We start from the raw sequence: 26,088 nt of genomic DNA on the forward strand, positions 1-26,088 counted from the left end.
AGGCGGCGATGGGCCCGCGGGTGCGTCTGACCGACGTCCTCGCGACGGTCGGCGCCTTCGCGGGGCGGCCGCCCGAACCGCCGCCGGCTGGCCGGTTCGCACGCCCGACGGTGCCGGCCGACGTGACGGCAGCGCTCGGCGACCTGCGGCCGTCGGCCCGCGCCCGCGTGCTCGACCCGCTCGGTCGTGACGCGCAGCCGCCGCAGGCCGGGCGACCGCGCGTCGTGCTGCTCCCGGCGGTCGGGGGAGCGGCGCCGCCGGCCCGCCAGGTCGACGAGCGCACGTGCGGCTCGGCGGTGCTCGCGATGCTCAGCCTCGCGGGCGACCCCCGACGGGCTCTCGAGCTGGCGCGGTGGCCGACCGGGCCCGCCGCGGCGTTCTCCGGGATGCAGCGGCGGTGGCACGCGCGCACCACCCACGGGCCCGGTGGGCTGGTGTGGTGGCTCCCGTCCCTCGGCACCCCGCCGTGGGGCGCGGCGGCGCACGCGCGGTACGGGCGTGTGCGCTACACCCACCGGGTGGTGGGCGGCACGACCGCACGGCGCACCCTCGAGGCGGCGGTCGCCGCCGCGGCGGCGGGAGTGCCCGTCCCCCTCTTCACGGGCGGGGACCTCGCCCGCGGGGTGACGACGGCGGTGCCGCGGCACGTCGTCCTGCTCACCGCCGTCCGCGACGGGCTGGCCACGCTGTACGAGCCGTCGTCGGGCCGCCTGCACGCCGTGCCGGCGAGCGCCCTCACCGCGCCGGCGCCGTCGGCGGACGGCCGCGCCGCGCTGGTGGCGGCGCTGGGCGGCTGGCCGCACGTCGTCTGGGCGCTGCTGCCGCGGGACGCGCGTGGCTGAGGTGCGCGGCCCCTCTGGCGCTCCGATCCGGCCCGGGCCACGATGGAGCGGCAGGCACACGACGCCGTCGAGCGAGGAGGAACGCCATGAGCACCGTTCCGGAGGACGCCTGGCGCGACGCCGGGCTGGAGTCGCCCGAGGACACGACGAGCCTGGTCGAGGACGCCCTGGCTCAGGACGCGCCGTCGCCCGACGACGCCACGGACGCCGGCGGCCCGGAGGAGTACCGCCCGCGGCACGCGCGCGCCGACCTCGACGACCGGGCCGCCGAGGCCGACGTCGTGGAGCAGAGCCAGGAGGTGTCCGGCCTCGACGAGCCCGATGCCGTCCAGGACGCGTGATCGCCGGTAGGTTGAGCCCATGACGCAAGCCCTCGTCGACCTGATCCCTGCCCTGCCCAAGGTGCTGCTGCACGACCACCTCGACGGTGGTCTCCGGCCGCAGACCGTGCTCGAGCTCGCCGCGGAGGTGGGGCACGACCTGCCCGCCGGCGACGCCGCCGCGCTCGGCACCTGGTTCGTCGAGTCGGCCGACTCGGGTTCGCTGGTGCGGTACCTGGAGACCTTCGACCACACGATCGCGGTCATGCAGACCACCGACGCGCTGGCGCGCGTCGCGCGCGAGGCCGTACTCGACCTCGCCGCGGACGGCGTGGTGTACACCGAGCAGCGCTGGGCGCCCGAGCAGCACCTGGCGCGCGGGCTGACGCTCCCCGAGACGGTCGAGGCCGTGCAGGCGGGCATCGACGAGGGCATCCGCGAGGCCGCCGCCCGTGGGCAGATCATCCGGGTGGGCCAGCTCGTCACCGCCATGCGGCACACGGACCGGTGGCAGGAGATCGCGGAGCTCGCCGTCGCGTACCGCGACCGGGGCGTGGTGGGCTTCGACATCGCCGGGCCGGAGGACGGCTTCCTGCCGTCGCGGCACGCGGGGATCTGGCGCTTCCTGGCGGAGCAGGACTTCCCCACGACCATCCACGCGGGTGAGGCGGCGGGGCCGGCGTCGATCGCCGAGGCCGTGCACGTGGGGCAGGCGGACCGCATCGGGCACGGGGTGCGGATCGTGGAGGACATCACGTTCCACGACTCCTTCGACGACGGCGGCGAGCGGCGGGCCGAGCTCGGCCGCCTCGCGCACTGGGTCCGGGACCACCAGATCGCGCTGGAGGTGGCCCCGGTCTCGAACCTGCAGACCGGCGCCACGCCGTCGGCGACGTCGGTGGCCGACCACCCGATCACGCGGCTGAAGGAGCTCGACTTCGCGGTCACGCTCAACACGGACAACCGCCTGATGTCGCGCACCTCCATGTCGAACGAGATGACGCGCCTCGTCACGGAGGCCGCCTGGACGATCGACGACCTCGCGGACGTCACGATGACGGCCGCGTGGAGCACGTTCATGCACCACGACGAGCGCCGCGCCCTCGTCGACGAGATCATCCTGCCGGGGTACCAGCAGGCCGAGGGGGCGCAGCGATGAGCGACCTGCGCCTGCCCGACGGGGCGCGCCCCGTGCCCGCCGACGCGGCCGCCCTCGCGCGGTACGTCGACCACACGCTGCTCAAGCCCGAGGCGACGACGTCCGACGTCACCGCGCTCGTCGAGGAGGGCGCGCGGCTCGGGGTCTTCTCGGTATGCGTGTCGCCCACGTTCGTCGCGCACGCCCGGTCGGTGGCGGCCGGACGCCTCGCCGTCGCGACGGTGTGCGGCTTCCCGTCCGGCAAGCACGTCAGCGAGGTCAAGGCGGCCGAGGCCGCGCGGTCCGTCGCCGACGGCGCCGACGAGGTGGACATGGTCATCGATGTCGGGGCCGCCAAGGAAGGCGCGTTCGACGCCGTCGAGGCGGACATCGCGGCCGTGCGGTCCGCCGTGCCCGCGGATCGCGTACTCAAGGTCATCATCGAGGCGGCAGCCCTGACGGACGCCGAGATCGTCGCGGTGAGCCGCGCGGCGCGGTCCGCCGGCGCGGACTTCGTCAAGACGTCGACCGGGTTCCACCCCGCAGGCGGCGCGTCGGTGCATGCCGTGGCGCTGATGGCCGAGACGGTCGGCGACGCCCTGGGCGTCAAGGCATCGGGCGCCGTCCGCACCCTGGACGACGCGCTCGCGATGGTCGCGGCGGGCGCCACGCGGCTCGGGCTGTCGGGGACGGCGGCCGTGCTGGCGGGCTTCGACGCCCCGGCGAGCGATGGCGCCGCGGCGCCCGCGACCGACGCCTACTGAGCCGCGGAGCTGTGTCCTCGATGAGCGGGCCCGTCGATCCCGTGGTTCGTGCACGAGACGTCTCGCGCAGGTACGGGACCGTCGAGGTGCTCGCGCCGACGTCGCTGATCGTCGCCCCGGGCGGGGCGCTGGCGGTGACGGGGTCCAACGGCAGCGGCAAGTCCACGCTGCTGCGCCTGGTCGCCGGCCTCGACGCCCCGACGTCGGGCACGGTGCACGCGCTGGGCCTGCCCGCCGAGGAGGCCCGCCTGCGCCGCCGCGAGGATGTTGCGCTGCTGCTCGGGGGCCTGTCCTCCTACCGCGACCTGACGGTCGCCGAGCACCTGCGGCTCGTGTCCGTCGCGTGGGCGGGTCGGCATCCGGGCCCGGGCGTGGACGACGCCCTCGCGGAGGCGGAGCTCGACCGCGTCCGCGACCAGTTCCCGGGGGAGCTGTCGTCGGGTGAGAGCCAGCTGTTCTCCCTCGCCACGACCCTGTACCGGCCGGCACGGCTGGTGATCCTCGACGAGCCGGAGCAGCGGCTCGACGCCCGTTGGCGCGCGGTCGCGCGGCGGCTCGTCGGCCGCGCGCTGGACCAGGGGCGTGCCGTGGTGGCGGCCACCCACGACCCTGGCCTGCGGGCCGAGCTCGGGGGGCGCGGTCAGGTCCTCGAGCTCGCGGAGCCGGGGCCCCGGTGAGCGCTTCCACCGAGGGGGCCGGCCTGGTGATGCCGTACCCGCGGTGGCGGCGGTGGGTCAGGTCCCTGCGCCGACGCTCGGCGCTGGCGCACGCCGCGGCGTCAGGCACGGACGCGAACGACCGCGTCTACCTGGGCTACGGCGCGGTCCTACTCGTGCTCGTCTACGGCCCCGTGCTGTGGGCCGCGCTGGCGCAGGCGGCGGCCCCGCTGGGTGCGGCGGCCGCCGGGCTCGGCGCGTTCGAAGGGCTCGTGGTCGTCGGCCTGGGCGCCGTCGGCCTCGCCTCCGTGTTGGCCGTCGCCGCGGCGCGGGCCGGCGGGCCCTTGTGGGTGAGCCCGCCGGAGGCGACGTTCGCGCTGTCCGGGCAGTTCTCGCCCAGGGCCGTGCTGTGGCGGCGCGCGGCGCTGCTCGCCGTGGGGGCGGGGGCGCTCGGCGCTGCCGTGGGCTCCGCGGTCGCCGCCGGTGCGCTGGGGATCGCGGGCGGCGCCGGCGGGGACGCGTCGGGCGGGAAGGCGGCCGACGTGGCCGCGTGGGCACTGGCGGCCGCGCTCGCCCTCCAGGCGCCGCTGGCGGTCGGGGTCGCCGCGCAGTGCCCAGGTCGGCGCCGCGGGGCCGACGGGGTCGCAATGACCCTCGCCGCACTGGGGGCGCTGGCCGTCGGAGCGTGGCTCGCGGCCCCAGATGTCCTGAGCACGGTCGCGATGGCCTGCCTCGGCCCGGGCGGCGCGCCGGAGCGCTGCCCGGTCGCGACCGGGCCCGGCGCGGGCGTCCTCGTCGTCGCAGGGCTGCTCGGGCTCGCGAGCCTGTGGCTGGTGCTGCGCGTGCTGCCGGCCGAGGTCGACCCGGACGTGACGTCGGCCGCCCAGCGGCGAACGGTCGCCGCCGGGCAGGCGCTCGCGGGGGGCGAGGCGTCCGCGGCCCGAGGCGTCCTGGGCGTGCCCCGGTTCCGCGGCCGGGGTCGGACGTACGCGGGTGCTCTGCTACGCCGCGCACCGCTCGTCGCCCGCGACCTGCTGGGCCTCTCGCGGCGGCCGCTGCCGGTCGCCGTGTCCCTGACAGCGGGACTGGGTGCGGCGCTGCTCGTGCTGATCGGCATGCCGACGGGGGCGGGCGGGCGGTCCGGATCGACGCTCGCCGTCGTCGTGGGTGCCGTGGTGCTGTACGCCGCATCGGCGGTCTGGGCCGGGGGCCTGGCCGACATGGCGGCCCAGCCGGTGCCCGGTGGGCTGCTGCCGGGCCGCGTCGCGCGCCTGGTGGCGGGGCACGCCGTCGTCCCGGCGACGGCCGCGCACGCGGTCGGGGCCGCGGCGGTCGGTCTCGGTGCCCTGCTGCCGGGGGAGTTCGCGCCGATGTCGGCCGTCGGGCTCGCCGCCGTGCTGGTGACCGTGATGGCGGCGCGGGGCTGGGTGGCCGGCGCGACGACCGCGCCGGTCGAGCTGTTCACCCCGATGTCCACGCCGGCGGGCGATGCCCAGACGCTCGTCGTGGGCGCCTGGTACCTACGTGGCTGGATCGTGGTGACGGGTGCCGCGTGGGTCGTGCACCGCTCCGCCGCCGCGGGGACGGACGCCGCCGTGGCGGCCGCGGTGCTGGTCGCGCTGTGCGCTGGCGCGCTCGCGGCCGCCGGCGTGCGCCGGCTCGGGCGAGCCTAGGACCCGATCGCGGACCCGCTGATCGCGGGGGCGTCCGGGCCGAGGCCGGCGAGCACCGCCAGGACGTGCTCGGCGGGGTGCTCGGCGATCCGGTTGATGGCCCAGAGCCACCACTCGGCGCCGTAGACGACGTACTCGCGGGTGCGGTAGCCGTCGGCGTGGAGCCGGTCGAGCAGCGCGGTGCCGAGCCCAGCAGCATCTCGAACCCGACGTCCGGTGCCTTGAGCCGGTCGCCGTGTGTGCCGACGAGCTGTCCGATGAGCTCTGCGTCGTGAGTGGCGAACGTGACGGGGTGCCCCGCCCCGACGATCTCGGTGGACAGGGCGAGGTAGGAGTCGGTCAAGCTCGGCGCGCTGCGGCGTAGCCTCGCCTGCAGCGTGATGCCGACCGCGTTCGCGTTCTTCATGCCCCGGCACGCGGGCTGGTCCCGGAGGTCGCGGGCACCGCGCGTCGCGAGCGGGCGGACGACGCCCTGGAGTGAGGGCGCGACCGGCGGGTGACCGACGTCACAGGGGGAGCGGGTGCGCGCGGAAGTTAGGCTCGCCTGACCATGACAGACACGAACCCGGAGACTCCCGCCGGCCCGCCGGCCCGCAAACGCATCCCCCGCCACGCGACCGTCTCGGCCGTGCGCCACGTCACCCCGCACCTGGTGCGGGTCACGGTCGCCGGCCCCGAGCTCGCGACGCTCGACCCCACCGCGCACACCGACAGCTACGTGAAGCTTGTGCTGGGCGAGCTGGCCGACGGCCGCCCGCTGCTGCGCACGTACACGGTGCGGGCGGTGCGCGACACCGACGGGGGCGCGGAGTGGGACCTCGACCTGGTGGTGCACGGCGACGAGGGCGTCGGCGGCCCCTGGGCCACGCGGGTGCAGCCGGGCGAGCCCGTGGCCTTCATGGGGCCGGGCGGCGGGTACGCACCCGACCTCGGCGCGCCGTGGCACCTGCTCGTGGGCGACGACTCCGCCCTGCCGGCGATCGCGACCGCCGTCGAGGCGCTCCCGGCGGGCGCCGTCGCGCACGTGGTGGTCGAGGTGCCCGGGCCCGAGGACGAGCAGCGCATCGAGTCCGCCGCGGACCTGACGGCCACCTGGGTGCACCGGGGGAGCGGCGACCTCGCCGACGCCGTCCGGACGGCGCACGCCGCCGGCCGGTTCCCTGCGGGCGTCCCGCACGTCTTTCTGCACGGCGAAGCGGGCTGCGTGCGCGACCTGCGCCAGTGGGTCCGCACCGAGCTCGGCGTGCCGCGCGAGCTCCTCTCGGCGTCGGGCTACTGGCGCCGCGGCAGCGACGACGAGGACTGGCGCGGGCGCAAGCGCGACTGGGCCGCCGCCGTCGAGCAGGACGACGCCGCCCTCGTGGGCTGACCCGTCAGAGCCCCAGCGCCGTCCTCAGGTCGGCCTTGATCCGCTCGAGCTTGGCGTGCGCCGCCACGCGCAGGCTCCCGACGTCGAGGGCGGACGCGTCCGGCTCCACCGGTTCCACGACCTCGAGGTAGCACTTCACCTTCGGCTCGGTGCCGCTGGGGCGCACGACGACGCGCGTGTCGTCGGCGCCGAGCAGCACGATGCCGTCGGTGGGCGGCAGCCCGTCGATGCCGTCGGAAAGGTCGAGCACCTGGGCCACGCCCGCTCCGCCGAGCGTGCGCGGGGGAGCGTTGCGCAGCCGCCTCATCGTCTCGGGGATCAGGTCGAGGTCGTCGTAGCGCAGCGAGAGCTGGTCGGTGACGAACAGCCCGTTCTCGCGGGCCACGTCGTCGAGGGCGTCGATCAGCGTGCGGCCCTCGGCCTTGAGCCGGGCCGCGAGCAGCGCGACGAGCACGGCAGTGCTGAGCCCGTCCTTGTCGCGCACGTGCGCCGGGTCCACGCAGTACCCGAGGGCCTCCTCGTAGCCGAAGACCAGGCCCGGGGTGCGGGCGATCCACTTGAACCCCGTGAGCGTGGTGGCGTGCCCGACGCCGTGCCGGACGGCGATCGACGACAGCACGCGCGAGGACACCACGGAGCACGCCACCACGGTCCCGGCGGCGCCGTCGGGGGCCACGAGGTCGCCCCGCGCGACCCGCAGCACCGCCTCGCGGCCGAGGAGCGCGCCCACCTCGTCGCCGTGCAGCATGCGCCAGCCATGCGAGCGCGCGGTCTCGGCGCCCTGGTGCGTGCCAACGGTCGGGTCGTAGACGGCGACCGCGCACCGGTCCGCGTCGGGGTCGTTGGCGATCACCAGGTCCGCGTGCGCCTCCGCGAGCGCCACGGCCATGTCGATCGCGCCCGGCTCCTCCGGGTTGGGGAAGCGGACCGTGGGGAACCGCGGGTCGGGGTCCAGCTGCTCCTCGACCGGCGTCACGTGCGTGAAGCCGGCGTCGGCGAGCACCCGGGCGAGCACCCGGCCGCCGACGCCGTGCAGCGACGTCGTGACGATGCGGAGCCCGGCCCGCTCCTGCGGCCCAGTCCCCGTCCCGGCACGCTCGGCGAGCGCGCGCACGGACGCCAGGTACGCGTCCACGACCTCGCGGCCCAGCACCGTCCACCCCGACTCCACCCGGGGGACGCCCGACGGCGGCCCGACGGCGGCGATGCGCTCGGCGATGCGCGCGTCGTGCGGGGGCACGATCTGCGCGCCCTGCCCGGCGTCGGTCACGACGCGGCCGCCCAGGTACACCTTGTACCCGTTGTCCTGGGCGGGGTTGTGGCTCGCGGTGACCATGACGCCTGCGTCGGCGTCCAGGTGGCGCACCGCGAACGCGAGCACGGGGGTGGGCAGCGCGGCCGGCAGCAGCAGCACCTCGGCGCCCGCGGCGGTGAGCACCGCCGCCGTGTCCGTGGCGAACGTCGACGACCGGTCGCGGGCGTCGTACCCGACCACGACGCGCGGCCTCGCGCCGGGGCGGAGCGCCGACGCGAGGTACGCGCCGAGGCCCGCGGCCGCCGTGGTGACCACCGCGCGGTTCATGCGGTTCGGGCCGGGCGCCATCGCGCCGCGCAGCCCGGCCGTGCCGAACTGCAGCGTGCCGGCGAACCGGTCGTGCAGCAGGGCCACGGCCCGCCGCCGGGTGCTCTCGCGGGGTGACGACGTCTGCTCGGCGAGCTGGGCGAGCTCGGCCTTGTCGTCGTCGTCGACGTCGTAGCGGATCCAGGCCTCCACCTGGTCCAGCAGCACGGGCAGGTCGAGCGCGCCGGCGGCCGGCTCGAAGGCGGGGTCGTCGGTGTCAAGGCTCATGGTGAAACCCCTTGGATGATCGGCGGCGGTGTCACAGGGACGTGGCAGTCACAGGGACATGGCGATGCGGGCGAGCAGGTCGCTGATGCGCGGGCCGGCTGTCTGGCCGGCCTCGAGCACCTCCTCGTGCGACAGCGGTTGCGGGCTGATGCCGGCGGCGAGGTTCGTCACCAGGGAGATGCCGAGCACCTCCATGCCCGCGTGCCGGGCGGCGATGGCCTCGAGCGTCGTCGACATGCCCACGAGGTCAGCGCCCATGATCCCTGCCATCTTGACCTCGGCCGGGGTCTCGTAGTGCGGGCCGCGGAACTGCGCGTAGACGCCCTCGGGCAGCTCGGGGTCGACGGTCCGGGCGATCGCGCGCAGCCGCGGCGAGTAGAGGTCGGTGAGGTCGACGAACGTCGCGCCCTCGAGCGGGGAGGCGGCCGTGAGATTGATGTGGTCGCGGATCAGCACCGGCTGGCCGGGGCGCCACGCGATGTGCAGGCCGCCGCAGCCGTTGGTGAGGACGACGGTCTCGCACCCGGCCGCGGCCGCGGTGCGCACACCGTGGGCCACCCGCCGCACGCCCTTGCCCTCGTACAGGTGGGTGCGGCCGCCGATCACCAGGGCGTTTCGCACCGAGCCGTCCGGGCGCTCCACGCGGATCGAGCGGGTGGTCGCGGCGTGCCCGGCCACGGACGGCTTGGCGAAGCCCGGGATCTCGTGGGTGGGGAGCTCGGCCACCACGTCGCCGATCAGCTCCGCGGCGCCGCCCCAGCCGGAGCCCAGCACGAGCGCGACGTCGTGCCCGGGCACCCCCGTCGCCTCGGCGATGTGGTCGGCCGCCGCGCGGGCGACGTCGAACGGGTCGGTGGTCGGGTCGTCGAGGTCCCCGACGCTGCGGCTCGTGGTGCTCATGATCCCGAGGGTAGTCCGGGCGGCGGGGTGGCGCCGCGTCGACGCCGCGGCCCTGGGGGCCTGACACAATGGCCCCGTGCCCTCCGTGAACACCTCTTCCCCGGACACCTCCGACACCCCGGCTTCCTCGATCGCCCCCACCCCCGGCGTCCCCGAGGCCGACCCCCGCACCCCGCACGTCGTCGTGGTCGGTGGCGGCCCCGGCGGCTACGAGGCCGCCCTGGTGGCGCGCCGGCTCGGCGCCCGAGTCACCGTGGTCGAGCGCCAGGGCGTCGGCGGCGCCGCGGTGCTCACGGACGTCGTGCCCTCCAAGACCCTCATCGCTACCGCCGAGTGGTTCGTCACCGCCGAGCAGGGCCCAGAGCTCGGCATCCGCGGGGACGCCCCGGCGGGTGACCGTCGTGACCTCGTGGACCTCAAGGCGGTCAACGCCCGGGTGCTCGCCCTCGCCGACGCGCAGTCGCGGGACATCCACGCGCGGCTCGAGCGGGAGGGCGTGGACGTCGTCGCCGGCACCGGACGGCTCGACGGGCCGTCGCGCGTCGTGGTGGAGGAGCCGTCGGGGACCTCGCGGGCGCTCGAGGCCGACACGGTGCTGCTCGCCATGGGCGCGACCCCGCGCACGCTGCCCACCGCCGTCCCGGACGGCGAGCGGATCCTCACGTGGACGCAGCTCTACCGGCTCAACGAGCTGCCCGAGCGGCTGATCGTGGTGGGCTCCGGGGTCACCGGCGCCGAGTTCGCCGGCGCGTACCAGGCGCTGGGTTCGCAGGTGGTGCTGGTCTCCTCGCGCGACCGGGTGCTGCCGGGCGAGGACGTGGACGCGGCCGAGCTGCTCGAGGGCGTCTTCCGCTCCCGCGGCATGATCGTCATGTCCCGCTCCCGCGCCGCCTCCGCCGAGCGCACCGCCGACGGCGTCGCCGTCACGCTCACGGACGGCCGCGTGGTCGAGGGGTCGCACGTCCTCATCGCGGTCGGCGCCGTGCCGTCGACCGAGGGCCTCGGCCTCGAGGAGGCGGGCGTGCGCCTCGCCGCGAGCGGCCACGTCGAGGTGGACCGCGTCTCGCGCACGTCCGTGCCCGGCGTCTACGCCGCGGGCGACTGCACCGGGGTGCTGCCGCTGGCGTCCGTGGCCGCCACGCAGGGCCGCACCGCGATGGCGCACGCCCTGGGCGACGCTGTCGTGCCGCTCAAGCTGGGCCGTGTCGCCGCCAACATCTTCACCGCCCCGGAGATCGCGACCGTCGGGTTCAGCGAGGAGCGGCTGCGCGAGCGCGGGCACCGGTACGTCACGACGACACTGCCCTTGGCCCGCAACCCGCGGGCGAAGATGCTCGGCATGCGCGACGGGTTCGTCAAGCTCTTCGCCCACCCCGACGCGGGCGTCGTGCTGGGCGGGGTGGTCGTGGCGCCGCGGGCGAGCGAGCTGATCTTCCCGATCACGCTGGGCGTGGCGCACCGCCTCACGGTGGACGACGTGGCGGACTCGTTCACCGTCTACCCGTCGCTGTCGGGGTCGATCGCCGAGGCCGCGCGCGTCCTGCACGGGCAGTCCGGGCAGCGCGACAGCGACTGACGTCTGCTCGACGACTGAGGTCTGTTCGAGAGCCGGCTCAGCGGCCGGCGTCGAGCCGCGCGCGCAGCGCCGGCCAGGCGGCGCCGAACGCCGGCAGCAGCGGGAGGCGCGCCACGTCCTCGACGGGGACCCACCGGACCTCGAGGCTCTCCGGGTCGGCCGCGGTCGGCTCGACCACCGCCCCCGGCACGACGTCGGCGAGGACGGTGGTGTAGGCCCACGGGCCGTGGTCGAGCAGGTGCGTGCCCAGAAGGTGCACGGTCCGGGGCTCGACCGCGGCCTCCTCGAGGCTCTCGCGCAGCGCCCCCTCGACCGGCGTCTCGTCGGGTGCCAGGGCCCCGCCGGGGACGCCCCACGTGCCGCCCTGGTCCGACCAGGGAGCGCGGTGCTGGAGGACGACGTCGGTCACGGGCGCGAGCGCGCCGTCCGTCGTGGCGCCGAGCTTGGTTGCGGGCGTCGCGCGCCGGGCGAGCAGCAGGCCCGCCGCGCCGTACCGGCCCCAGTGCCGGTGGTCGCCGCAGGCCACCCAGCCGTCCCCGGCGTGGCGATGGAGCGTCTCGCGCGGGGGAAATGGGCTGGGCACGCCGTCAGGCTACAGGCGACGATGATCGGGTGAGCGACCCGCCGGCACCCGAGCCCGCGGAGGTAGCACCCGAAGAGCGCGAGGTAGTTCAAAGATCGCCGAGGTAGTTCGAAAATTGCCGAGGTAGTTCGCAGACCGGCCGGTCGCGAACTATCTCGCCCAGAATCGAACTACCTCGGCGATCTTTGAACTACCTCGGCGAAGGTGGGACTACCTCGGCGGTCAGTCGACGATGTCGCAGATGGTGGCGCCGGCGGTCACCGTCTCGCCGGCAGCGGCGGCCAGGGACCGCACGGTCCCGGCGCGGTGGGCGAGGAGCGGCTGCTCCATCTTCATGGCCTCGAGCACGACGACGAGGTCGCCCTCGGCCACCTGCGCGCCGTCCTCGACGGCGACCTTGACGATGGTGCCCTGCATGGGGGAGGCGAGCGTGTTGCCGCCGGCCCCGGAGGACGCGCGGGACGCGCCGCGGTGCACGGGGCGGCGGGCCGCGTTGGCGCGGCGCGCCCGGCCCGCCGCCACGCCGAGCCCGGCGGGCAGCACCACCTCGAGGCGGCGCCCGCCCACCTCGACGACGACTCGCTCGGCCAGCTCCTCGGTCGACTCCTCGGCATCGGGCACGGGCGCAGGCGCCGCGGGGGCGAGGGCGCTCAGGGCGCCGGCGAAGTCGGTCTCGATCCAGCGGGTGTGCACCCGGAAGGGCGCGCCGTCGCCGGGGACGAAGTCCTCGGCGTCGAGCAGCGCCCGGTGGAACGGCACGACGGTCGGGATGCCGGCCACCTCGAGCTCGCGGAGCGCGCGACGCGCCCGCTGCGCGGCCTGCTCGCGGGTGGCACCGGTCACGATCAGCTTGGCGATCATCGAGTCGAACGCGCCCGAGACCGTGTCGCCCTCGACGACGCCCGTGTCGACGCGGACGCCGGGCCCGCTGGGCCAGCGCAGCGTCGTGATCGTGCCGGGGGACGGCAGGAAGCCGGCGGCCGGGTCCTCGCCGTTGATGCGGAACTCGAACGAGTGGCCGCGCACCGTCGTGGTGTCGTAGCCGAGCGGCTCCCCGGCGGCGATGCGCAGCTGCTCGCGGACCAGGTCGATGCCGGTGACCTCCTCGGTCACGGGGTGCTCCACCTGCAGGCGGGTGTTCACCTCGAGGAACGACAGGGTGCCGTCGGTCCCGACGAGGAACTCGCAGGTGCCGGCGCCGACGTAGCCGGCCTCCGTGAGGATGGCCCGCGACGCGCGGTCGAGCTCCGCCTCCTGCGCGGGGGTGAGGAACGGCGCGGGTGCCTCCTCGACCAGCTTCTGGTGCCGGCGCTGCAGGGAGCAGTCGCGCGTGGACACGACCACGACGTTCCCGTGCGTGTCCGCGAGACACTGCGTCTCCACGTGCCGGGGCCGGTCGAGGTACCGCTCCACGAAGCACTCGCCGCGGCCGAAGGCCGCGGTGGCCTCGCGCACCGCCGACTCGAACAGCTCGTCGATCTCGTCCGCGCTGCGGGCGACCTTGAGCCCGCGGCCGCCGCCGCCGAACGCGGCCTTGATCGCGATCGGCAGCCCGTGCTCCGCGGCGAAGGCGCGCACCTCGTCCGCGCCCTTGACGGGGTCGGGGGTGCCGGGCACCAGCGGTGCGCCGGCGGCGGCCGCGATGTGCCGCGCGCTCACCTTGTCGCCCAGGGACTCGATCGCGGCGGGGGGCGGGCCGATCCACACCAGGCCGGCGTCGAGCACGGCCTGCGCGAACTGCGCGTTCTCCGACAGGAAGCCGTAGCCGGGGTGCACCGCGTCGGCGCCCGCGCGGCGCGCGACGTCGAGCAGCTTGTCCATGTCGAGGTACGTGTCGGCGGCGCGCTGGCCCTGCAGCGCGAACGCCTCGTCGGCGAGCCGCACGTGCAGCGCGTCCCGATCGGAGTCGGCGTAGACGGCGACGGACGTGATGCCGGCGTCCGTACAAGCGCGGGCGATGCGGACGGCGATCTCGCCACGGTTCGCGACGAGGACCTTGCTGATGGTGGGCACGGCTCACGGTAACGCGCGGCCCGGCGTCCCCCGGCATGCGCGCGGCCTCTCCGAGGAAGTCTGTGCCCGGTGCCAACGCGGATCCGGGCCGTTTGGAGGGATCCCACATGGACTGTGCCGCTTCAGGGTGTCGGACCACCTCCGCGTTGGTGGTTTCGGCAGGCTCAGCCGGCGTCGCGGAGGCTGCGCCAGGGGACGCCCAGCTCGCCGAGGAGCTCGCGCAGCAGCGGCAGGCTCAGCCCGACCACGCCGTGGTGGTCGCCCTCGATCCGCTCGACGTACGGCCCGCCGAGGCCGTCGATCGTGAACGCGCCCGCGACCTCCAGCGGCTCGCCGGTGGCGACGTAGGCGTCGATCTCGGCGTCGTCCACGTCGGCGAAGTGCACGGTGGTGGCCGACGACGCGCCGAGCGTGCCCCCGGTGCCGCCGTCCTCGGGGTCCCGCGCGTCCACCAGCCAGTGCCCCGTGTGGAGCACCGCCGCGCGGCCGCGCATCGAGCGCCACCGGCGCCGGGCGTCCGCCGCGTCGGCCGGCTTGCCCACGACCTCTCCATCCAGCTCCAGCATCGAGTCGCAGCCGAGCACCAGCGCGGAGACCTCGTCCTCGACGCGGCGGGTCACGGCCTCCGCCTTGGCGCGGGCCAGCACGAGGACGGCGTCGGCGGGCCCCAGGCCGTCGCCGTCGCCTTCGAGGCTCGCGCGGGCCGCGTCGAGCGCCGCGGGCTCGTCGACGTCGGACACGACGACCTCGGGCGTGACGCCCGCGGCCGCGAGGGTGGCGAGGCGGGCGGGGGACCGGGAGGCGAGGACGAGGGTGACGGTCGCTGATGCAGGCACGGTGGGCACCCTAGCGACCGGGTCAGCCGTGTGCATCAGCCCGTGTGCATCAGCCCGTGTGCATCAGCCCGTGTGCAGAAGCAGGGTCGACACGATGAGCACGATCGGCGAGGCCACCGTCGTGACGAGGATCGTGTCGCGCGCCAGCATCTCGCCCGTACGGAAGCGGGCCGCATAGTTGTACACGTTCTGCGCGACGGGCAGCGCCGCGAGCACGACCGCGGTCGCGACCTGCGCCTCGTCGAGGCCGAACGCGTACCGCGCGAGCGCGAACGCGACGGCGGGCATGACCGCCGCCTTCAGCACGGACGCCACCACCACCGCCGTGCGGCCGCCGGCCTGCTGGAACGGTCGCGACCCGTGCAGCGACATCCCGAAGGCGAGCAGGATCATCGGTACGGCGGCGCCGCCCAGGATCTCGAGCGGGGCGAGCACCGGGGCGGGCACGCGCCATCCGGTGAGCGAGACCACGGCGCCCGCGAGCGAGCCGAGGATGATCGGGTTACGCACTGGCTGGCTCAGCACGAACCGCACCGACACCCGGCCCGAGGTCTGTGCGTCGAGCACCAGCAGGGTGACGGGAGCGAGGATCAGCAGCTGCAGCAGGATCACCGGCACGACGGCGGCCGGGTCGCCGAGCACGTACACCGCCACCGGCAGGCCGATGTTGTTGGCGTTGACGTACCCGGCGGAGACTGCGCCAATCGTGGCCTCGGCCGCCGGGCGGCGCAGCCACAGCAGGTTCACGGCCACGAAGACCCCGGCCATCGCCACGGCCGCCAGGGCCTGCACCAGCAGCGGGGCCTGGAACAGCTCCCCGACGTCGGCGTCCGCGATCACCGTGAACAGCAGCGCGGGGCTGGCGACGAAGAAGCCGATCCGGTTCAGCGCGGTGCGGGCGTCAGGCCCGCCGAGGCGCAGGCGGGCCGCGACGTAGCCCACGGCGATGACGACGCCGATGATCGCGAAGCCGGTGAGGATCCCTTCCATGCCTGACGCGTCCCGTGCGCGCGGGCGTCAGGCGAGCGGGTCGCGCAGGGCGCCGGTGAGCACGTCCAGGCCGACCGAGCCGAGGCTGAGGGCCCGGGCGTGGAACGCCCGCAGGTCGAACTCCTCGCCGCGGCCCTGCGCCGCCGACCACGCGTCGTCGCGCGCCTGCTCCCACAACCGCTGGCCCACCTTGTACGACGGGGCCTGCCCCGGCCAGCCCAGGTACCGGTTGAGCTCGAACCGCACGAAGGACTCGGGCATGTTGACGTTGGCCTTGAGGAACGGCCAGGCCTTCTCGGCGTCCCAGACCCCGCCGCCCCACTCCGCGGGGGCCGGCTTGCCCAGGTGCACGCCGATGTCCAGCACCACGCGGGCGGCGCGCATCCGCTGCGCGTCGAGCATGCCGAACCGGTCGCCCGGGTCGTCGAGGTGGCCGAGGTCGGCCATGAGGCGCTCGGCGTACAGCGCCCAGCCCTCGCCGTGCCCGGAGACCCAACACATCAGGCGGCGCCACGAGTTGAGGGTGTCGCGCGCGAGGACGGTGGCCGCGCACTGCAGGTGGTGGCCCGGCACGCCCTCGTGGTAAACGGTCGTCTTCTCGCGCCAGGTGTTGAACTCGGTGACGTCGGCCGGCACCGACCACCACATGCGGCCGGGGCGGGAGAAGTCGTCGCTCGGCGGCGTGTAGTAGATGCCGCCGGTCTGCGTGGGGGCGATGCGGCACTCGATGGTGCGCACGGGGCCCTCGATGTCGAAGTGGGTGCCGGCGAGGTCGTCGATCGCGGCGTCGGCAGTCTCCTGCATCCAGCGACGCAGCTCGTCGGTGCCGTGCAGGGTGCGCGACGGGTCGGCATCGAGGGCGGCGACGGCGTCGGCCACGCTCGCGCCCGGGCCGGCGAGACGCTGGGCCACCGACTCCTGCTCGGCCACGATGCGGGCCAGCTCGTCGAGGCCCCACTCGTAGGTCTCGTCCAGGTCCACCGTCGCGCCCAGGAACTCGCGCGAGAACATCGCGTAGCGGTCGCGGCCCACGGCGTCCCGCTCCGGCGCCTGCGGCGCGAGGTCGCGCTCCAGGAAGTCGGCCAGCCGCGCGTACGCGGACCGGGCGGCGTCGGAGCCGCGCTCCAGCTCGGCCCGCACCAGGCTGCACGCCGACGACTCGTCGAGCACGGCCTCGGCATCCTCGCCCCGCACGAGACCGCGGAAGAAGGAGCCCTCCCCGGCGAGCTCGCGGGACTGGGAGACCCCCTCGCGGACCTGGCGGATCGCGGCGACCTGCCCGCGGCGCGCCGCCTCCGTCAGCGACGCGACGTAGCCGTCGATCGCGTCCGGGATCGAGTTCAGCCGGGCGGCGACGTTCTCCCATGCCTCCACGCTGCCGGTGGGCATGAGGTCGAAGACGTCGCGCAGCTGCTGCACGGGCGACTCGATGTTGTTCAGGCTGGCCAGCGGCTCGCCCGCGTCGTGCAGCTCGAGCTGCAGCCCCACGCGCTCGCGCATTGCGGCCAGGGTGACGCGGTCGACGTCGTCTCCGGCTCCGCCGTCGCGCTCCGCGGAGTCGAGCTCGCGGAGCACCGCGCGGTCCGCCTCCGCTCGGGCCTCGTGCCCGGCGGGAGACAGGTCGGTCATGCGGTGGTCGTGACCCGGCAGGCCGATCGCGGTGGCGAGCATCGGGTCGAGCTCGGCGGAGCGGACGACGTACGCGTCGGCCACGGCGTCGATCGCGGAGGGCGTGCGGGGCGTGGTGGGTGGGGTGCTCGAGGTCACGCGTGCAGCCTAGGGCGTGCCGCTGGGTCGTTCGCGTGATTTCGCTGCGGGTCTTGCCGCCGCGCGGCCAGATGGCGAGAAGCTGGGCGCCGTGGAGTCCGAGCCCACGCTCACCACCGTGCACGTGGCCCATCGCAAGCTCGGGCGGGCCGCCATGGCGCGGCTGGTCGCGACGCTCCGGGCGGAGCCGGACCCGGCGCCCCTCGCGGAGCCGCTCAACACGATTATCTGCCGGAGTTCCACCGGGCCCGTCGGCGACGGGCCGCCTGGGAGGCCGCCACCGCGGCGTGGGCCAAGGGCGGCGGCGACACGATCCGCGACGAGTACGAGAAGGCGCTCGCCGACAGCCCGGAGTGGCGGCCGGGGTGACAGCCGGAGTGACGGCCGGGATGACGAGCCGGGTGCAAGTGCGGCCGGGCGGGGCGCGAGACGCCCGCGCCCGCCGCGGGTCGAGGCGCTAGCCTCGACCACCGTGCACGAGGACGTGAAGAACACCGCCCCCGACCTGCAGCCCCGACCGTGGCGGGTGGTGGTCGCGCCCGACTCGTTCAAGGGCAGCGCCACGGCCACCGAGGTGGCCCAGGCGCTCGCTGCGGGGGCCCGGGCTGCGCTCGGCGAGACCGCCGAGGTGCTCGCAGTGCCGTTCGCCGACGGGGGCGAGGGCACGCTCGACGCGATCCTCGGGGCGTGGGGCCGGGCGCCGCGCACCTGCGACACCACCGATGCGTTGGGGCGCCCGACGACGGCCCGATTCGGCGTCTCGCCTGACGGCCGCACGCTCGCCGTCGAGGCGGCGGAGGCTTACGGGCTGCCGAAGGTGTCCGACGTGCCGCTGCGCCCTTTGGACGCGACGAGCCGCGGCGTGGGCACCGTCGTGCTCGCCGCCCTCGACGCCGCGCCGCAGGCCGAGGAGGTCGTGCTGTTCGTGGGCGGGTCCGCCTCCACCGACGGCGGCGCCGGCCTTCTGCACGCGCTCGGGGCGAGCCTCCTCGACGCCGCGGGCGAGCCGGTGCCCCCGGGCGGCGGCGGCCTGCGCGACCTGGCGACCATCGATCTCGACGCGCTCGACCCGCGGGCCCGCGCGCTGCGCTGGCGCATCGCGTGCGACGTCGACAACCCGCTGCTCGGGCCGCGCGGCGCCGCCGCCGTCTTCGGGCCGCAGAAGGGCGCGTCAGCCCGCGACGTGACGGCGCTGGAGCACGGCCTGGCGCACCTGGCCGACGCGCTCGCCGCCGTCACCGGCGACGACGCCCGCGACCTGCCCGGTGCGGGGGCCTCCGGCGGGCTGCCGGTCGGGCTGTCGGCCGCACTGGGCGCCGAGCTCGTACCCGGCGGCGCGCTCGTCGCCGACGCCGTGGGGTTGGCCGATGCCCTGGTCGGCGCGGACCTCGTCCTCACGGGGGAGGGGCGGCTCGACGAGCAGTCGCTGCACGGCAAGGTCGTGGACACCGTGGTGCGCCTCGCGGACGGCGGGGCGGGCGGCGGGGTGGCGGTCGTCGTGGTCGCCGGCGACATCGAGCTCACACCCGCGCAGGTCGCGGGCGCGGGCATCGCGGCCGCGTTCTCGATCGCGCCCGGCCCGCGCACCCTCGCCGAGCTGTCGCGCGACGCGCTGATGGAGCTCGAGCGCACGGCCGCCCATGCCTGCCGGCTCTTCGCGGCGGGGCTCGCCGCGCGCTGAGCCGCGGCGCGTCGTCGACGCAGTGCCGGGTCAGCGTCCGGCGGGAACCGGCCTCAGCGGCCGGCGCGCCGGCGCACGGCGTCGGCCCAGTCCCGGTGGTAGCGCACCACGATCGTGTCGGTCTCCGGCGCCCACCAGACGGCCACGGGGTCGCCGTCGCGCGGCGGCAGCGGTGCGTCGTCGCCGCGCACCAGCAGCCAGTACGCCTGCTCGGCCGTGCCGGCGGCGGGGTCGTCCGTCGGGTAGGACACGACGCCGCTGAGCAGGAGGCCGGAGTTGGTCGTGCGGCCGTTCACCGCGACCGTGCCCGTCGCGGACCGCGCGCCGGCGGCGAACGCCGTCGCCGCGCGGGCGTCGGCGGCGCGGCGCTGGTCGTCGCGGTAGCGCACCAGGGCGGCGACGGCGGTGACCATCAGCCCCGCGAGCACGCCCATGAACAGCCAGAGCTCGACCTCCCCGGACGGGTTCTCGATGGTACGCCGCAGTACGTACAGCCCGGCCGTCACCACGAGCGCCGGCGCCCACAGCCAGCGGCGCAGCCAGCCGGGACGCGGCGGCGTGGGCAGCTCGGTCAGCGGGGCGTCCGCCCCGTCGGCGCTCTCCACCTGCTGCCAGACGACGCTCACGAGTGCAGGCTCCAGCGCCACGCGTCCGCGTTGTGGCGGCCCCACCGGCCGCCGAAGTTCTTGGCCGTGACGCCGGCCCCGTTGCCGCGCACCGTTCGCGCGCGGTTGGTCCACTCCTCGACGGGCGCCTCGTCGTCCGGCAGCCCGCTCGCCGACGCGACGGCCGCGAGCCCGGCCACCAGCGCGGCGACCTCGACGTCGTCGGGCCGGCCGCGCACCACGCGGACCTCGCGCGTCATCGGGCACCCCCCAGCGGGTCGTCGTCGGGCTCGTCGTCGTCGCCCTCGTCGGCGCCGAAGTCCACCGCGGCGCCGCGTGACGTGGCCCACTCCGCCACCTCGTAGCCGCCGTCGAAGAGCCGCTGCGCGACGTCGTTCCCGGCCTCGTCGAGCAGCTCCACGACCCCGTCGAGGGTCATGCTCGCGCCCGGCGCCGGGTCGGCGACGACGAACCCGAGGTAGAAGACCTCGGCGGGCACCGCGCCCTCGGGGGTGTCGTGCGCGTGCTCGGGCTCCTCGTCCTCCTCCGCCTCCCACACCGAGCTGGTGAGGTCGGGATGCATCCCGAGGCCGTCGTGCAGCGCGTCGAAGACGGCGGCGTTGAGCTGGCCCACCCGGCTCTCCAGCGCGAGCACGCGCGGGTCCTCGTCCGCCTCGGCGGCGCCGAACTCGGCGCGCACGCCGACCGCCGTCTGCACGTACTCGTGCAGCGCCTCCGCCAGCGCGTCGACCGCGCGGTGCATCGGTTCGGGTTGCACCGACCCCAGCGGGGCCGGTCCGTGCGTGGCGTCCTCGTGGCTCATTCAGACATTCTCTCTCGGTTCCTGAGCCTGTCGACGGACGACAGGCTCAACCAGCGGCCCGTCACAGGGGGATGTTGCCGTGCTTCTTGGGCGGCAGGCTGGCGCGCTTGGTGCGCAGGGCCCGCAGGGCGCGCACCACCTGCACGCGCGTCTCGGACGGGCGGATCACCGCGTCCACGTAGCCGCGCTCGGCGGCGTCCCACGGGTTCACGATCGCGTCCTCATACTCCGCGACGAGCCGCGCCCGCTCCGCCTCGACGTCGCCGCCGGTCTCGGCGACCTCCTTGAGCGCCGAGCGCTGCAGGATGTTCACCGCGCCGCTCGCGCCCATCACCGCGACCTGCGCCGTCGGCCAGGCGAGGTTCACGTCGGCACCGAGCTGCTTGGACCCCATGACGATGTAGGCGCCGCCGTACGCCTTGCGCGTGATCACCGTGATGAGCGGGACCGTGGCCTCGGCGTACGCGTAGATGAGCTTGGCGCCGCGACGGATGATGCCCTGGTGCTCCTGGCCCACGCCGGGCAGGAAGCCGGGCACGTCGACGAACGTCAGGACCGGCCGGTTGAACGCGTCGCAGGTCCGCACGAACCGGGCGGCCTTTTCGGCGGCGTCGATGTCGAGGGTGCCCGCCATGGACAGCGGCTGGTTGGCGACGATGCCCACCGATTGACCCTCGACATGCCCGAAGCCGATCAGCACGTTCTGCGCGAACAGTGGCTGCACCTCGAGGAACGAGTCGGGGTCGAGGACGGTCTCGACCACTGCGCGCATGTCGTACGGCTGGTTGTCGCTGTCGGGGACGATGACGTCGAGCGCCTCGTCGTCGGCCGTGACCTCCAGCGGGGTCTCGTCCTCAGGCGGGAACGCGGGGGCGTCGCCGAGGTTGTTCTGCGGCAGGTAGCCCACGAGGTGGCGCACGTAGTCGATCGCGTCGTCCTCGTCGGCCCCCAGGTAGTGGGCGACGCCGGACTTCGAGTTGTGCGTGCGGGCCCCGCCCAGCGTCTCGAAGTCCACGTCCTCGCCGGTCACCGTGCGGATCACGTCCGGGCCGGTGATGAACATGTTCGACGTGCCGTCGGCCATGACGATGAAGTCGGTCAGGGCGGGGGAGTAGACGGCGCCGCCCGCGCTGGGGCCGAGGATGAGGGAGATCTGGGGGATCACGCCGGACGCCGCCACGTTGCGCCGGAACATCTCCGCGAACTGGGTGAGCGCGGCAACGCCCTCCTGGATACGCGCGCCGCCGCCGTCGGAGACGCCGATGATCGGCGCGCCGGTGCGCAGCGCCAGGTCCTGGACCTTGGCGATCTTCTCGCCGTGCACCTCGCCGAGGGACCCGCCGAAGACGGTGAAGTCCTGGCTGAACACGCACACCTGGCGGCCGTCGATCGTGCCGTGGCCCGTGACGACGCCGTCGCCGGCGACCCGGCGCCTGTCGAGGCCGAAGTTGCGGCTGCGGTGCATGGCCAGCGCGTCGAGCTCGACGAAGCTGCCCTCGTCCAGCAGTGCGTCGATGCGTTCGCGCGCCGTCTTCTTGCCGCGGGAGTGCTGCCGGGCCCGGGCGTTCTCCTCGGCGTCGGTGACGGCCTCGGCCCGGCGGCGATCCAGGTCGGCGAGCTTGGCGGCCGTGCCGGAGGGCTGCGGGTCGGCTGCGGTGGTGGCATCGTTCACCCGACCGACCCTAGTTGGTGGGTTGCCACGGATCGATGCGCGACAGGCTGCGGGGAGGCTCCGTTCTTTGGTGGGACCCGACAAAGCGCGAGCGGTGCGGCACCATCGTGCCGTGACCTGTGACCGCCGCGCCCCGTTGGACGTCCACGCCTTGCGCCGCGACCTGCTCGCGCCGACGGGACCCCTCGCCCGACTCGACGTCGTCGAGGCCTCCGCGTCGACGAACACGGACCTGGTGGCGGCCGTGGGCCGCGCGCCGGGCGACTGGCCCGCCCCCGCCGCGCTCGTGGCGGAACACCAGGTGGCCGGCCGCGGGCGGGCGGGCCGCGCGTGGCAGGCGCCGCCGCGGGCGGCGCTCACCGTCTCGGTGCTGGTGCGCCCCCGCCTGCGCCCCGCGGCGCTGGGCTGGGTGCCGCTGCTCGCGGGACTGGCCGTGGTGCGGGCGGTGGGCGACGGGGCCGTCGCCCCGGGGGCCCGGGTGAAGTGGCCGAACGACGTGTTGCTGCCCGCGCCGACCGAGGCGCCCGGCCTGGGATTCTTCCGCAAGGTGGCGGGCGTCCTCGCGGAGGTGGTGCCCGGGAGCACCGCCGTCGCCGGGGCGCCGACCGCCGTCGTGGTGGGCGTCGGGCTCAACGTGGACCAGACCGCCGCGGAGCTGCCCGTCCCGACCGCGACGTCGCTGGCGCTCGGTGCCGGTGCCGGTGCGGGAACCGGGGCCGACCCGGACCGCGGCGCGCTGCTCGCCGCGCTGGTCCGCGAGCTGGTGGACCTCGTCGGCCGGCTCGAGGCCGCGGGCGGCGACGCCTCCGCGGCGGGGCTGGCGCAGGAGTACGCGGCCACGTCGGCCACGCTCGGGACGCGCGTGCGAGCCGAGCTCGCGGGCGGCGGCGAGGTGGTCGAGGGCACGGCGGCCCGTGTCGCGGACGACGGCGCGCTGGTGATCGCGACCGTCGACGGCGAGCGGACCGTGACCGCCGGGGACGTGCACCACCTGCGCACCCGACCGGCGGAGCGGGGCTCCCAGCCGGGGTACAGCGGGTTCTCACCGCAGTAGACGCTGGCTACAGTGGGGGCGTGACGAGCGATACCACGACGGGACCCGATCTGCCGACCGACGACGCGGCGGACGCCCCGGGCTCGGGTGCCTCGGTGCGCCGGGTCACCCGCGGCGACGAGCCCCGGCGGGCAGGGGACACGGCAGCGCGGCTCGACGAGGAGATCCTGGGCGGCCCGCGGCGGTACACGCTGTCGGACCTGGTCGAGGGCACGGGCCACTCCCGGGAGTTCATCGAGCACTACTGGCGCTGGCTGGGGCTGCCGGTCACCCATCCGACGGAGGTCTGGTTCACCGACGCGGACATGCAGGCCCTGCGCGAGATCGGCGAGCTCGTGGATTCCGAGCGGCTGGACGAGCAGGCGCAGATGACGCTGATCCGCTCGCTCGGGCATACCACGGACCGGCTGGCGCTGTGGCAGGTGGAGGCGTTCGTCGAGCACCTGAGCCGGCGCGACGGCCTGGACGACGTCAGCGCCCGGCTCGCCGCGCTGGATCGCATGCCCGACCTGACCGAACGGCTCTCCCGGCAGCTCGAGCACGCCTGGCGGCGCCAGCTCGCCGCCCTCACGGGCCGGCTGGCCACGGAGTTCGGCGGCGCCCGCGGCGCGACGGAGGCGCAGGACGACGAGCTGCCGCTACCCCGCGCGGTGGGGTTCGCCGACATCGTCTCGTTCACCAAGCGCACCGCTGGCCTCGGCTCCCAGGAGCTGTCGGAATTCGTGCAGCTCTTCGAGTCGCGAGCCCGGGACGTCATCACGGAGGCGGGCGGGCGCGTGGTGAAGACCATCGGCGACGCCGTGCTGTTCGTGGCCGACGACGTCACGACGGGCGCCGAGGTGGCCCTCGGCCTGGCCGCGCCGCACGCCACGGAGGCCGAGATCCCCGTGCGGGTCGGGTTCGTGTGGGGGCGGGTGCTGTCGCGGTTCGGCGACGTCTTCGGCTCGGACGTGAACCTCGCCTCCCGGATCACCGAGCTCGCCGAGCCCGCCACCGTGCTGGTCGACCCGCACACGGCGTCGCTGCTCGCGTCGTCGTCCCGCTACGCGCTCACGGCCCAGCCGACGCAGGAGGTGCAGGGCCTCGGCGAGATCACGCCGGTGCGCCTGCAGCGCGCGTACACGGGCTCCTGAGCCGTCGGGGCCGAAGTGCCCTGATGACGCCCTGACTACGAGGCGTCGCTGCGTACCACGCGCAGCCCCCGGCCCCCGGCCGCGAGGGTGTCGAGCGCCCTCTCGCTCGCGTCGTCGGCCGGCAGCAGCAGCTCGATCCGCAGGTGTTCGCCGCTGGCGGGCACCAGGACCTGCGGCTCCACGCGCAGCGGCCCGGCCGCGGGGTGGTCCAGCCGGAGGACGGCGCTGCGACCTCGGTCGGCGAGGGGTCGCGCCCACCGCTGCGTGAACGCGGCGCCCGCGAGCACGGTGAGCGCGTCCACGAGCTCCGCCAGCACCGGGTCGGACGGGACGGACCCGCGCTGCAGGTCCGCGACAACCCGGTCTGCGACGGCCTCCCAGTCGGGGAAGAGGGCGCGGGCGCGCGGGTCGGTCAGGACGGCGTGCGCCACGGTCGGCTGCGCGGGCGCGGTGTCGAACAGCCCCGCCGGGGCGAGGAGCGCGCGGTAGGCGGGCGTGCACGCGAGCACCGCGCCGAACCGGTCGAGGAGCACCGCGGGCGCCGGAGCAAGGCGGTCCAGGACGGCGCGGGTGCCCGCCGGGACATCGTCGCCGGAGGTGGTGGCCAGGCAGGTGCCGGTCCCCAGTGCGTCCTTGGAGGCGAGCAGCAGCACCCGCCGCTCGTCGTGACCCAGGCGGAGCGCGTCGGCCAGCGCGCCGACCACCGCGGGGGACGGGCGCCGGTCGCGGCCCTGCTCCAGCCGGGTGAGGTACTCGACGCTCACGTCGGCGAGCACCGCCAGCTCCGAGCGGCGCAGCCCCGGGGTCCGTCGCCGCCCGCCCGGGGGCAGGCCCACGTCCCGCGGGCCGACCGACTCTCGGTACCCGCGCAGCAGGGAGCCGAGGTCGCGGTCGATCCGGTCGCTGTCGTCGGTCATGCGGCCAGCGTAGGCGCGCCTCCCGGCGCGAGGGTGGCCCTGCCACGGCCAGTCTCGGCGCGGCCTCCCCACTGCGCGGCGCACGGGCGACGGTGGTCGACGTCGGACGCCGACCGGGCGCCGCACCACCGGCTCGCACACGAGGAGAACCGCCATGGACCTGGGACTGCAGGGACGCACCGTCGTCGTCACGGGGGCGTCGGGAGGGATCGGGCGGCACGTCGCCGCGACGTTCGGCGCCGAGGGCGCGCACGTCGTCGTCACGTACCGCGAGTCGAAGGACGACGCGGCGCGCGTCGCCGAGGAGATCGGCGACCGGGCGCTCGTCGTCCGCTACGACCAGGACGAGGAGGGCGCGGCCGAGGGGCTGCGCGACGCGGCCCTGGCATGGACGGGGCGCGTGGACGTGCTGGTCAACAACGCCGTGTCGTGGGGCGGGACCGCGCCGGAGGCCGCGGCAGGTTTCGAGCACGCGCCGGACGACGCCTGGGTGCCGACGCTGCGCTCCGACATCGAGGGCGCGGTGCGGCTCACGCGCGCCGTCGCGCCGACGATGCGCACGCAGCGGTGGGGTCGCCTCGTGCACCTGTCGTCGAGCCTCGTGAACGACGGCGCCGAGGGCACCGAGTACTACGCGACCGCCAAGTCCGCGCTGCACGGCTTCAGCCGCACCATCGCGTCCTCGCTGGGCAGGGACGGCGACATCCTGTCGAACGTCGTGCTTCCGGGGCTGACGCGCACGGTGCGCAACGGCGGGATCGTCGAGGCGTTCGGCGACGCCCAGGCCGCGCGCGCCCCGCTCGGCCGTCTGCTCGACGCGCGGGAGGTCGCGAACTCGATCGTCTACCTGGGCTCGGCCGCCAACACGGGGATCACGGGCCAGGCCGTCTCGGTCTCCGGGGGCGCGTGACGCCGTCGGGTGTGCGA

Annotated in this window: 24 protein-coding genes; 12 read left to right on the plus strand and 12 right to left on the minus strand. The window is 75.7% G+C overall.

The annotated features are described in order from the left end of the window. Positions 1-20: 20 nt before the first annotated feature. The 7 genes from AC1C2W_RS04245 (at position 21) to AC1C2W_RS04275 (ending at position 6,762) form a co-directional block, all read left to right on the plus strand. Entirely contained in the window at positions 21-842 is an 822-nt protein-coding gene (locus AC1C2W_RS04245) for a serine/threonine-protein kinase (RefSeq protein WP_495412474.1), read from the plus strand. A gap of 86 nt (positions 843-928) precedes the next feature. Beyond that, positions 929-1,183, plus strand: coding sequence for a hypothetical protein (locus AC1C2W_RS04250; RefSeq protein WP_495387628.1), 255 nt, complete (start codon positions 929-931; stop codon positions 1,181-1,183). 19 nt (positions 1,184-1,202) lie between these two features. Further along, positions 1,203-2,321 (plus strand): adenosine deaminase, encoded by a 1,119-nt coding sequence (locus AC1C2W_RS04255; protein WP_495387627.1) that lies wholly within the window; start codon positions 1,203-1,205, stop codon positions 2,319-2,321. Next, on the plus strand, positions 2,318-3,064 hold the full coding sequence (gene deoC / locus AC1C2W_RS04260; protein WP_495387626.1) for a deoxyribose-phosphate aldolase: 747 nt from the start codon (positions 2,318-2,320) through the stop codon (positions 3,062-3,064). The genes AC1C2W_RS04255 and deoC overlap by 4 nt, the downstream gene beginning before the upstream one ends. Before the next feature lie 41 nt (positions 3,065-3,105). After that, positions 3,106-3,741, plus strand: coding sequence for an ABC transporter ATP-binding protein (locus tag AC1C2W_RS04265; RefSeq protein WP_495387625.1), 636 nt, complete (start codon positions 3,106-3,108; stop codon positions 3,739-3,741). Beyond that, positions 3,738-5,393 (plus strand): hypothetical protein, encoded by a 1,656-nt coding sequence (locus AC1C2W_RS04270; protein ID WP_495412475.1) that lies wholly within the window; start codon positions 3,738-3,740, stop codon positions 5,391-5,393. Before AC1C2W_RS04265 ends, AC1C2W_RS04270 begins: the two co-directional genes overlap by 4 nt. A gap of 550 nt (positions 5,394-5,943) precedes the next feature. Continuing rightward, entirely contained in the window at positions 5,944-6,762 is an 819-nt protein-coding gene (locus tag AC1C2W_RS04275; RefSeq protein ID WP_495387623.1) for a siderophore-interacting protein, read from the plus strand. Between the two features lie 4 nt (positions 6,763-6,766). Here AC1C2W_RS04275 and AC1C2W_RS04280 read toward each other — a convergent pair whose 3' ends face one another. Beyond that, positions 6,767-8,611: a phospho-sugar mutase gene (locus AC1C2W_RS04280; RefSeq protein WP_495412476.1), complete on the minus strand. Its 1,845-nt coding sequence runs from the start codon at positions 8,609-8,611 to the stop codon at positions 6,767-6,769. A 48-nt stretch (positions 8,612-8,659) separates the two neighbouring features. Next, a complete protein-coding gene (locus AC1C2W_RS04285) occupies positions 8,660-9,511 on the minus strand; it encodes a purine-nucleoside phosphorylase (protein ID WP_495387621.1) in 852 nt (283 codons plus the stop codon). Positions 9,512-9,587: 76 nt separating this feature from the next. Between AC1C2W_RS04285 and AC1C2W_RS04290 the strand changes: the two genes are divergently transcribed. Beyond that, on the plus strand, positions 9,588-11,087 hold the full coding sequence (locus tag AC1C2W_RS04290; RefSeq protein ID WP_495387620.1) for an NAD(P)H-quinone dehydrogenase: 1,500 nt from the start codon (positions 9,588-9,590) through the stop codon (positions 11,085-11,087). Between the two features lie 37 nt (positions 11,088-11,124). Here AC1C2W_RS04290 and AC1C2W_RS04295 read toward each other — a convergent pair whose 3' ends face one another. The 5 genes from AC1C2W_RS04295 to AC1C2W_RS04315 all read right to left on the minus strand — a co-directional run bounded on the left by AC1C2W_RS04295 (position 11,125) and on the right by AC1C2W_RS04315 (position 17,276). Then, the gene (locus AC1C2W_RS04295; protein WP_495387619.1) at positions 11,125-11,670 is read right to left on the minus strand and encodes an NUDIX domain-containing protein; all 546 of its coding nucleotides are present in this window, start codon (positions 11,668-11,670) and stop codon (positions 11,125-11,127) included. A 222-nt stretch (positions 11,671-11,892) separates the two neighbouring features. After that, positions 11,893-13,683: an acetyl/propionyl/methylcrotonyl-CoA carboxylase subunit alpha gene (locus AC1C2W_RS04300; protein ID WP_495387618.1), complete on the minus strand. Its 1,791-nt coding sequence runs from the start codon at positions 13,681-13,683 to the stop codon at positions 11,893-11,895. Between the two features lie 164 nt (positions 13,684-13,847). Next, on the minus strand, positions 13,848-14,519 hold the full coding sequence (locus tag AC1C2W_RS04305; protein WP_495412477.1) for a Maf family protein: 672 nt from the start codon (positions 14,517-14,519) through the stop codon (positions 13,848-13,850). A 63-nt stretch (positions 14,520-14,582) separates the two neighbouring features. Further along, a complete protein-coding gene (locus tag AC1C2W_RS04310; protein WP_495412478.1) occupies positions 14,583-15,509 on the minus strand; it encodes an AEC family transporter in 927 nt (308 codons plus the stop codon). Between the two features lie 27 nt (positions 15,510-15,536). Further along, entirely contained in the window at positions 15,537-17,276 is a 1,740-nt protein-coding gene (locus AC1C2W_RS04315) for a DUF885 domain-containing protein (RefSeq protein ID WP_495412479.1), read from the minus strand. A 472-nt stretch (positions 17,277-17,748) separates the two neighbouring features. On the opposite strand from AC1C2W_RS04315, the gene AC1C2W_RS04320 reads away from it, so the two are divergent. Then, entirely contained in the window at positions 17,749-18,957 is a 1,209-nt protein-coding gene (locus tag AC1C2W_RS04320) for a glycerate kinase (protein WP_495412480.1), read from the plus strand. 53 nt (positions 18,958-19,010) lie between these two features. On the opposite strand, the gene AC1C2W_RS04325 is transcribed toward AC1C2W_RS04320, so the two are convergent. The 4 genes from AC1C2W_RS04325 to AC1C2W_RS04340 form a co-directional block, all read right to left on the minus strand. Further along, positions 19,011-19,583, minus strand: coding sequence for a hypothetical protein (locus AC1C2W_RS04325; RefSeq protein ID WP_495412481.1), 573 nt, complete (start codon positions 19,581-19,583; stop codon positions 19,011-19,013). Continuing rightward, positions 19,580-19,822: an acyl-CoA carboxylase epsilon subunit gene (locus tag AC1C2W_RS04330; protein WP_495387612.1), complete on the minus strand. Its 243-nt coding sequence runs from the start codon at positions 19,820-19,822 to the stop codon at positions 19,580-19,582. The genes AC1C2W_RS04325 and AC1C2W_RS04330 overlap by 4 nt, the downstream gene beginning before the upstream one ends. After that, entirely contained in the window at positions 19,819-20,385 is a 567-nt protein-coding gene (locus AC1C2W_RS04335) for a hypothetical protein (RefSeq protein WP_495387611.1), read from the minus strand. Before AC1C2W_RS04335 ends, AC1C2W_RS04330 begins: the two co-directional genes overlap by 4 nt. 61 nt (positions 20,386-20,446) lie before the next feature. Beyond that, the gene (locus tag AC1C2W_RS04340) at positions 20,447-22,057 is read right to left on the minus strand and encodes an acyl-CoA carboxylase subunit beta (protein ID WP_495412482.1); all 1,611 of its coding nucleotides are present in this window, start codon (positions 22,055-22,057) and stop codon (positions 20,447-20,449) included. Positions 22,058-22,169: 112 nt separating this feature from the next. Between AC1C2W_RS04340 and AC1C2W_RS04345 the strand changes: the two genes are divergently transcribed. Together AC1C2W_RS04345 and AC1C2W_RS04350 are read left to right on the plus strand one after the other, a co-directional pair. Further along, positions 22,170-23,111 (plus strand): biotin--[acetyl-CoA-carboxylase] ligase, encoded by a 942-nt coding sequence (locus tag AC1C2W_RS04345; protein ID WP_495412483.1) that lies wholly within the window; start codon positions 22,170-22,172, stop codon positions 23,109-23,111. Positions 23,112-23,131: 20 nt separating this feature from the next. Beyond that, positions 23,132-24,244, plus strand: a complete 1,113-nt coding sequence (locus tag AC1C2W_RS04350; protein ID WP_495387608.1) for an adenylate/guanylate cyclase domain-containing protein — start codon at positions 23,132-23,134, stop codon at positions 24,242-24,244. Between the two features lie 35 nt (positions 24,245-24,279). On the opposite strand, the gene AC1C2W_RS04355 is transcribed toward AC1C2W_RS04350, so the two are convergent. Then, positions 24,280-25,161, minus strand: a complete 882-nt coding sequence (locus tag AC1C2W_RS04355) for a helix-turn-helix transcriptional regulator (protein ID WP_495387607.1) — start codon at positions 25,159-25,161, stop codon at positions 24,280-24,282. Between the two features lie 154 nt (positions 25,162-25,315). Here AC1C2W_RS04355 and AC1C2W_RS04360 point away from each other — a divergent pair, with 154 nt between their 5' ends. Then, positions 25,316-26,071 (plus strand): SDR family NAD(P)-dependent oxidoreductase, encoded by a 756-nt coding sequence (locus AC1C2W_RS04360; RefSeq protein WP_495412484.1) that lies wholly within the window; start codon positions 25,316-25,318, stop codon positions 26,069-26,071. The last annotated feature ends 17 nt before the right edge of the window (positions 26,072-26,088 follow it).

The organism is Isoptericola sp. Y581 (genome assembly GCF_059445475.1).

What these genes read in the sequence shown, in the direction of transcription:
- AC1C2W_RS04250 (WP_495387628.1), top strand. Translation starts at nt 929, where the DNA reads ATGAGCACCGTTCCGGAGGACGCCTGGCGCGACGCCGGGCTGGAGTCG.
- AC1C2W_RS04255 (WP_495387627.1), top strand. Translation starts at nt 1,203, where the DNA reads ATGACGCAAGCCCTCGTCGACCTGATCCCTGCCCTGCCCAAGGTGCTG.
- deoC (WP_495387626.1), top strand. Translation starts at nt 2,318, where the DNA reads ATGAGCGACCTGCGCCTGCCCGACGGGGCGCGCCCCGTGCCCGCCGAC.
- AC1C2W_RS04275 (WP_495387623.1), top strand. Translation starts at nt 5,944, where the DNA reads ATGACAGACACGAACCCGGAGACTCCCGCCGGCCCGCCGGCCCGCAAA.
- AC1C2W_RS04280 (WP_495412476.1), bottom strand. Translation starts at nt 8,611, where the DNA reads ATGAGCCTTGACACCGACGACCCCGCCTTCGAGCCGGCCGCCGGCGCG.
- AC1C2W_RS04285 (WP_495387621.1), bottom strand. Translation starts at nt 9,511, where the DNA reads ATGAGCACCACGAGCCGCAGCGTCGGGGACCTCGACGACCCGACCACC.
- AC1C2W_RS04310 (WP_495412478.1), bottom strand. Translation starts at nt 15,509, where the DNA reads ATGGAAGGGATCCTCACCGGCTTCGCGATCATCGGCGTCGTCATCGCC.
- AC1C2W_RS04330 (WP_495387612.1), bottom strand. Translation starts at nt 19,822, where the DNA reads ATGACGCGCGAGGTCCGCGTGGTGCGCGGCCGGCCCGACGACGTCGAG.
- AC1C2W_RS04335 (WP_495387611.1), bottom strand. Translation starts at nt 20,385, where the DNA reads ATGAGCCACGAGGACGCCACGCACGGACCGGCCCCGCTGGGGTCGGTG.
- AC1C2W_RS04355 (WP_495387607.1), bottom strand. Translation starts at nt 25,161, where the DNA reads ATGACCGACGACAGCGACCGGATCGACCGCGACCTCGGCTCCCTGCTG.
- AC1C2W_RS04360 (WP_495412484.1), top strand. Translation starts at nt 25,316, where the DNA reads ATGGACCTGGGACTGCAGGGACGCACCGTCGTCGTCACGGGGGCGTCG.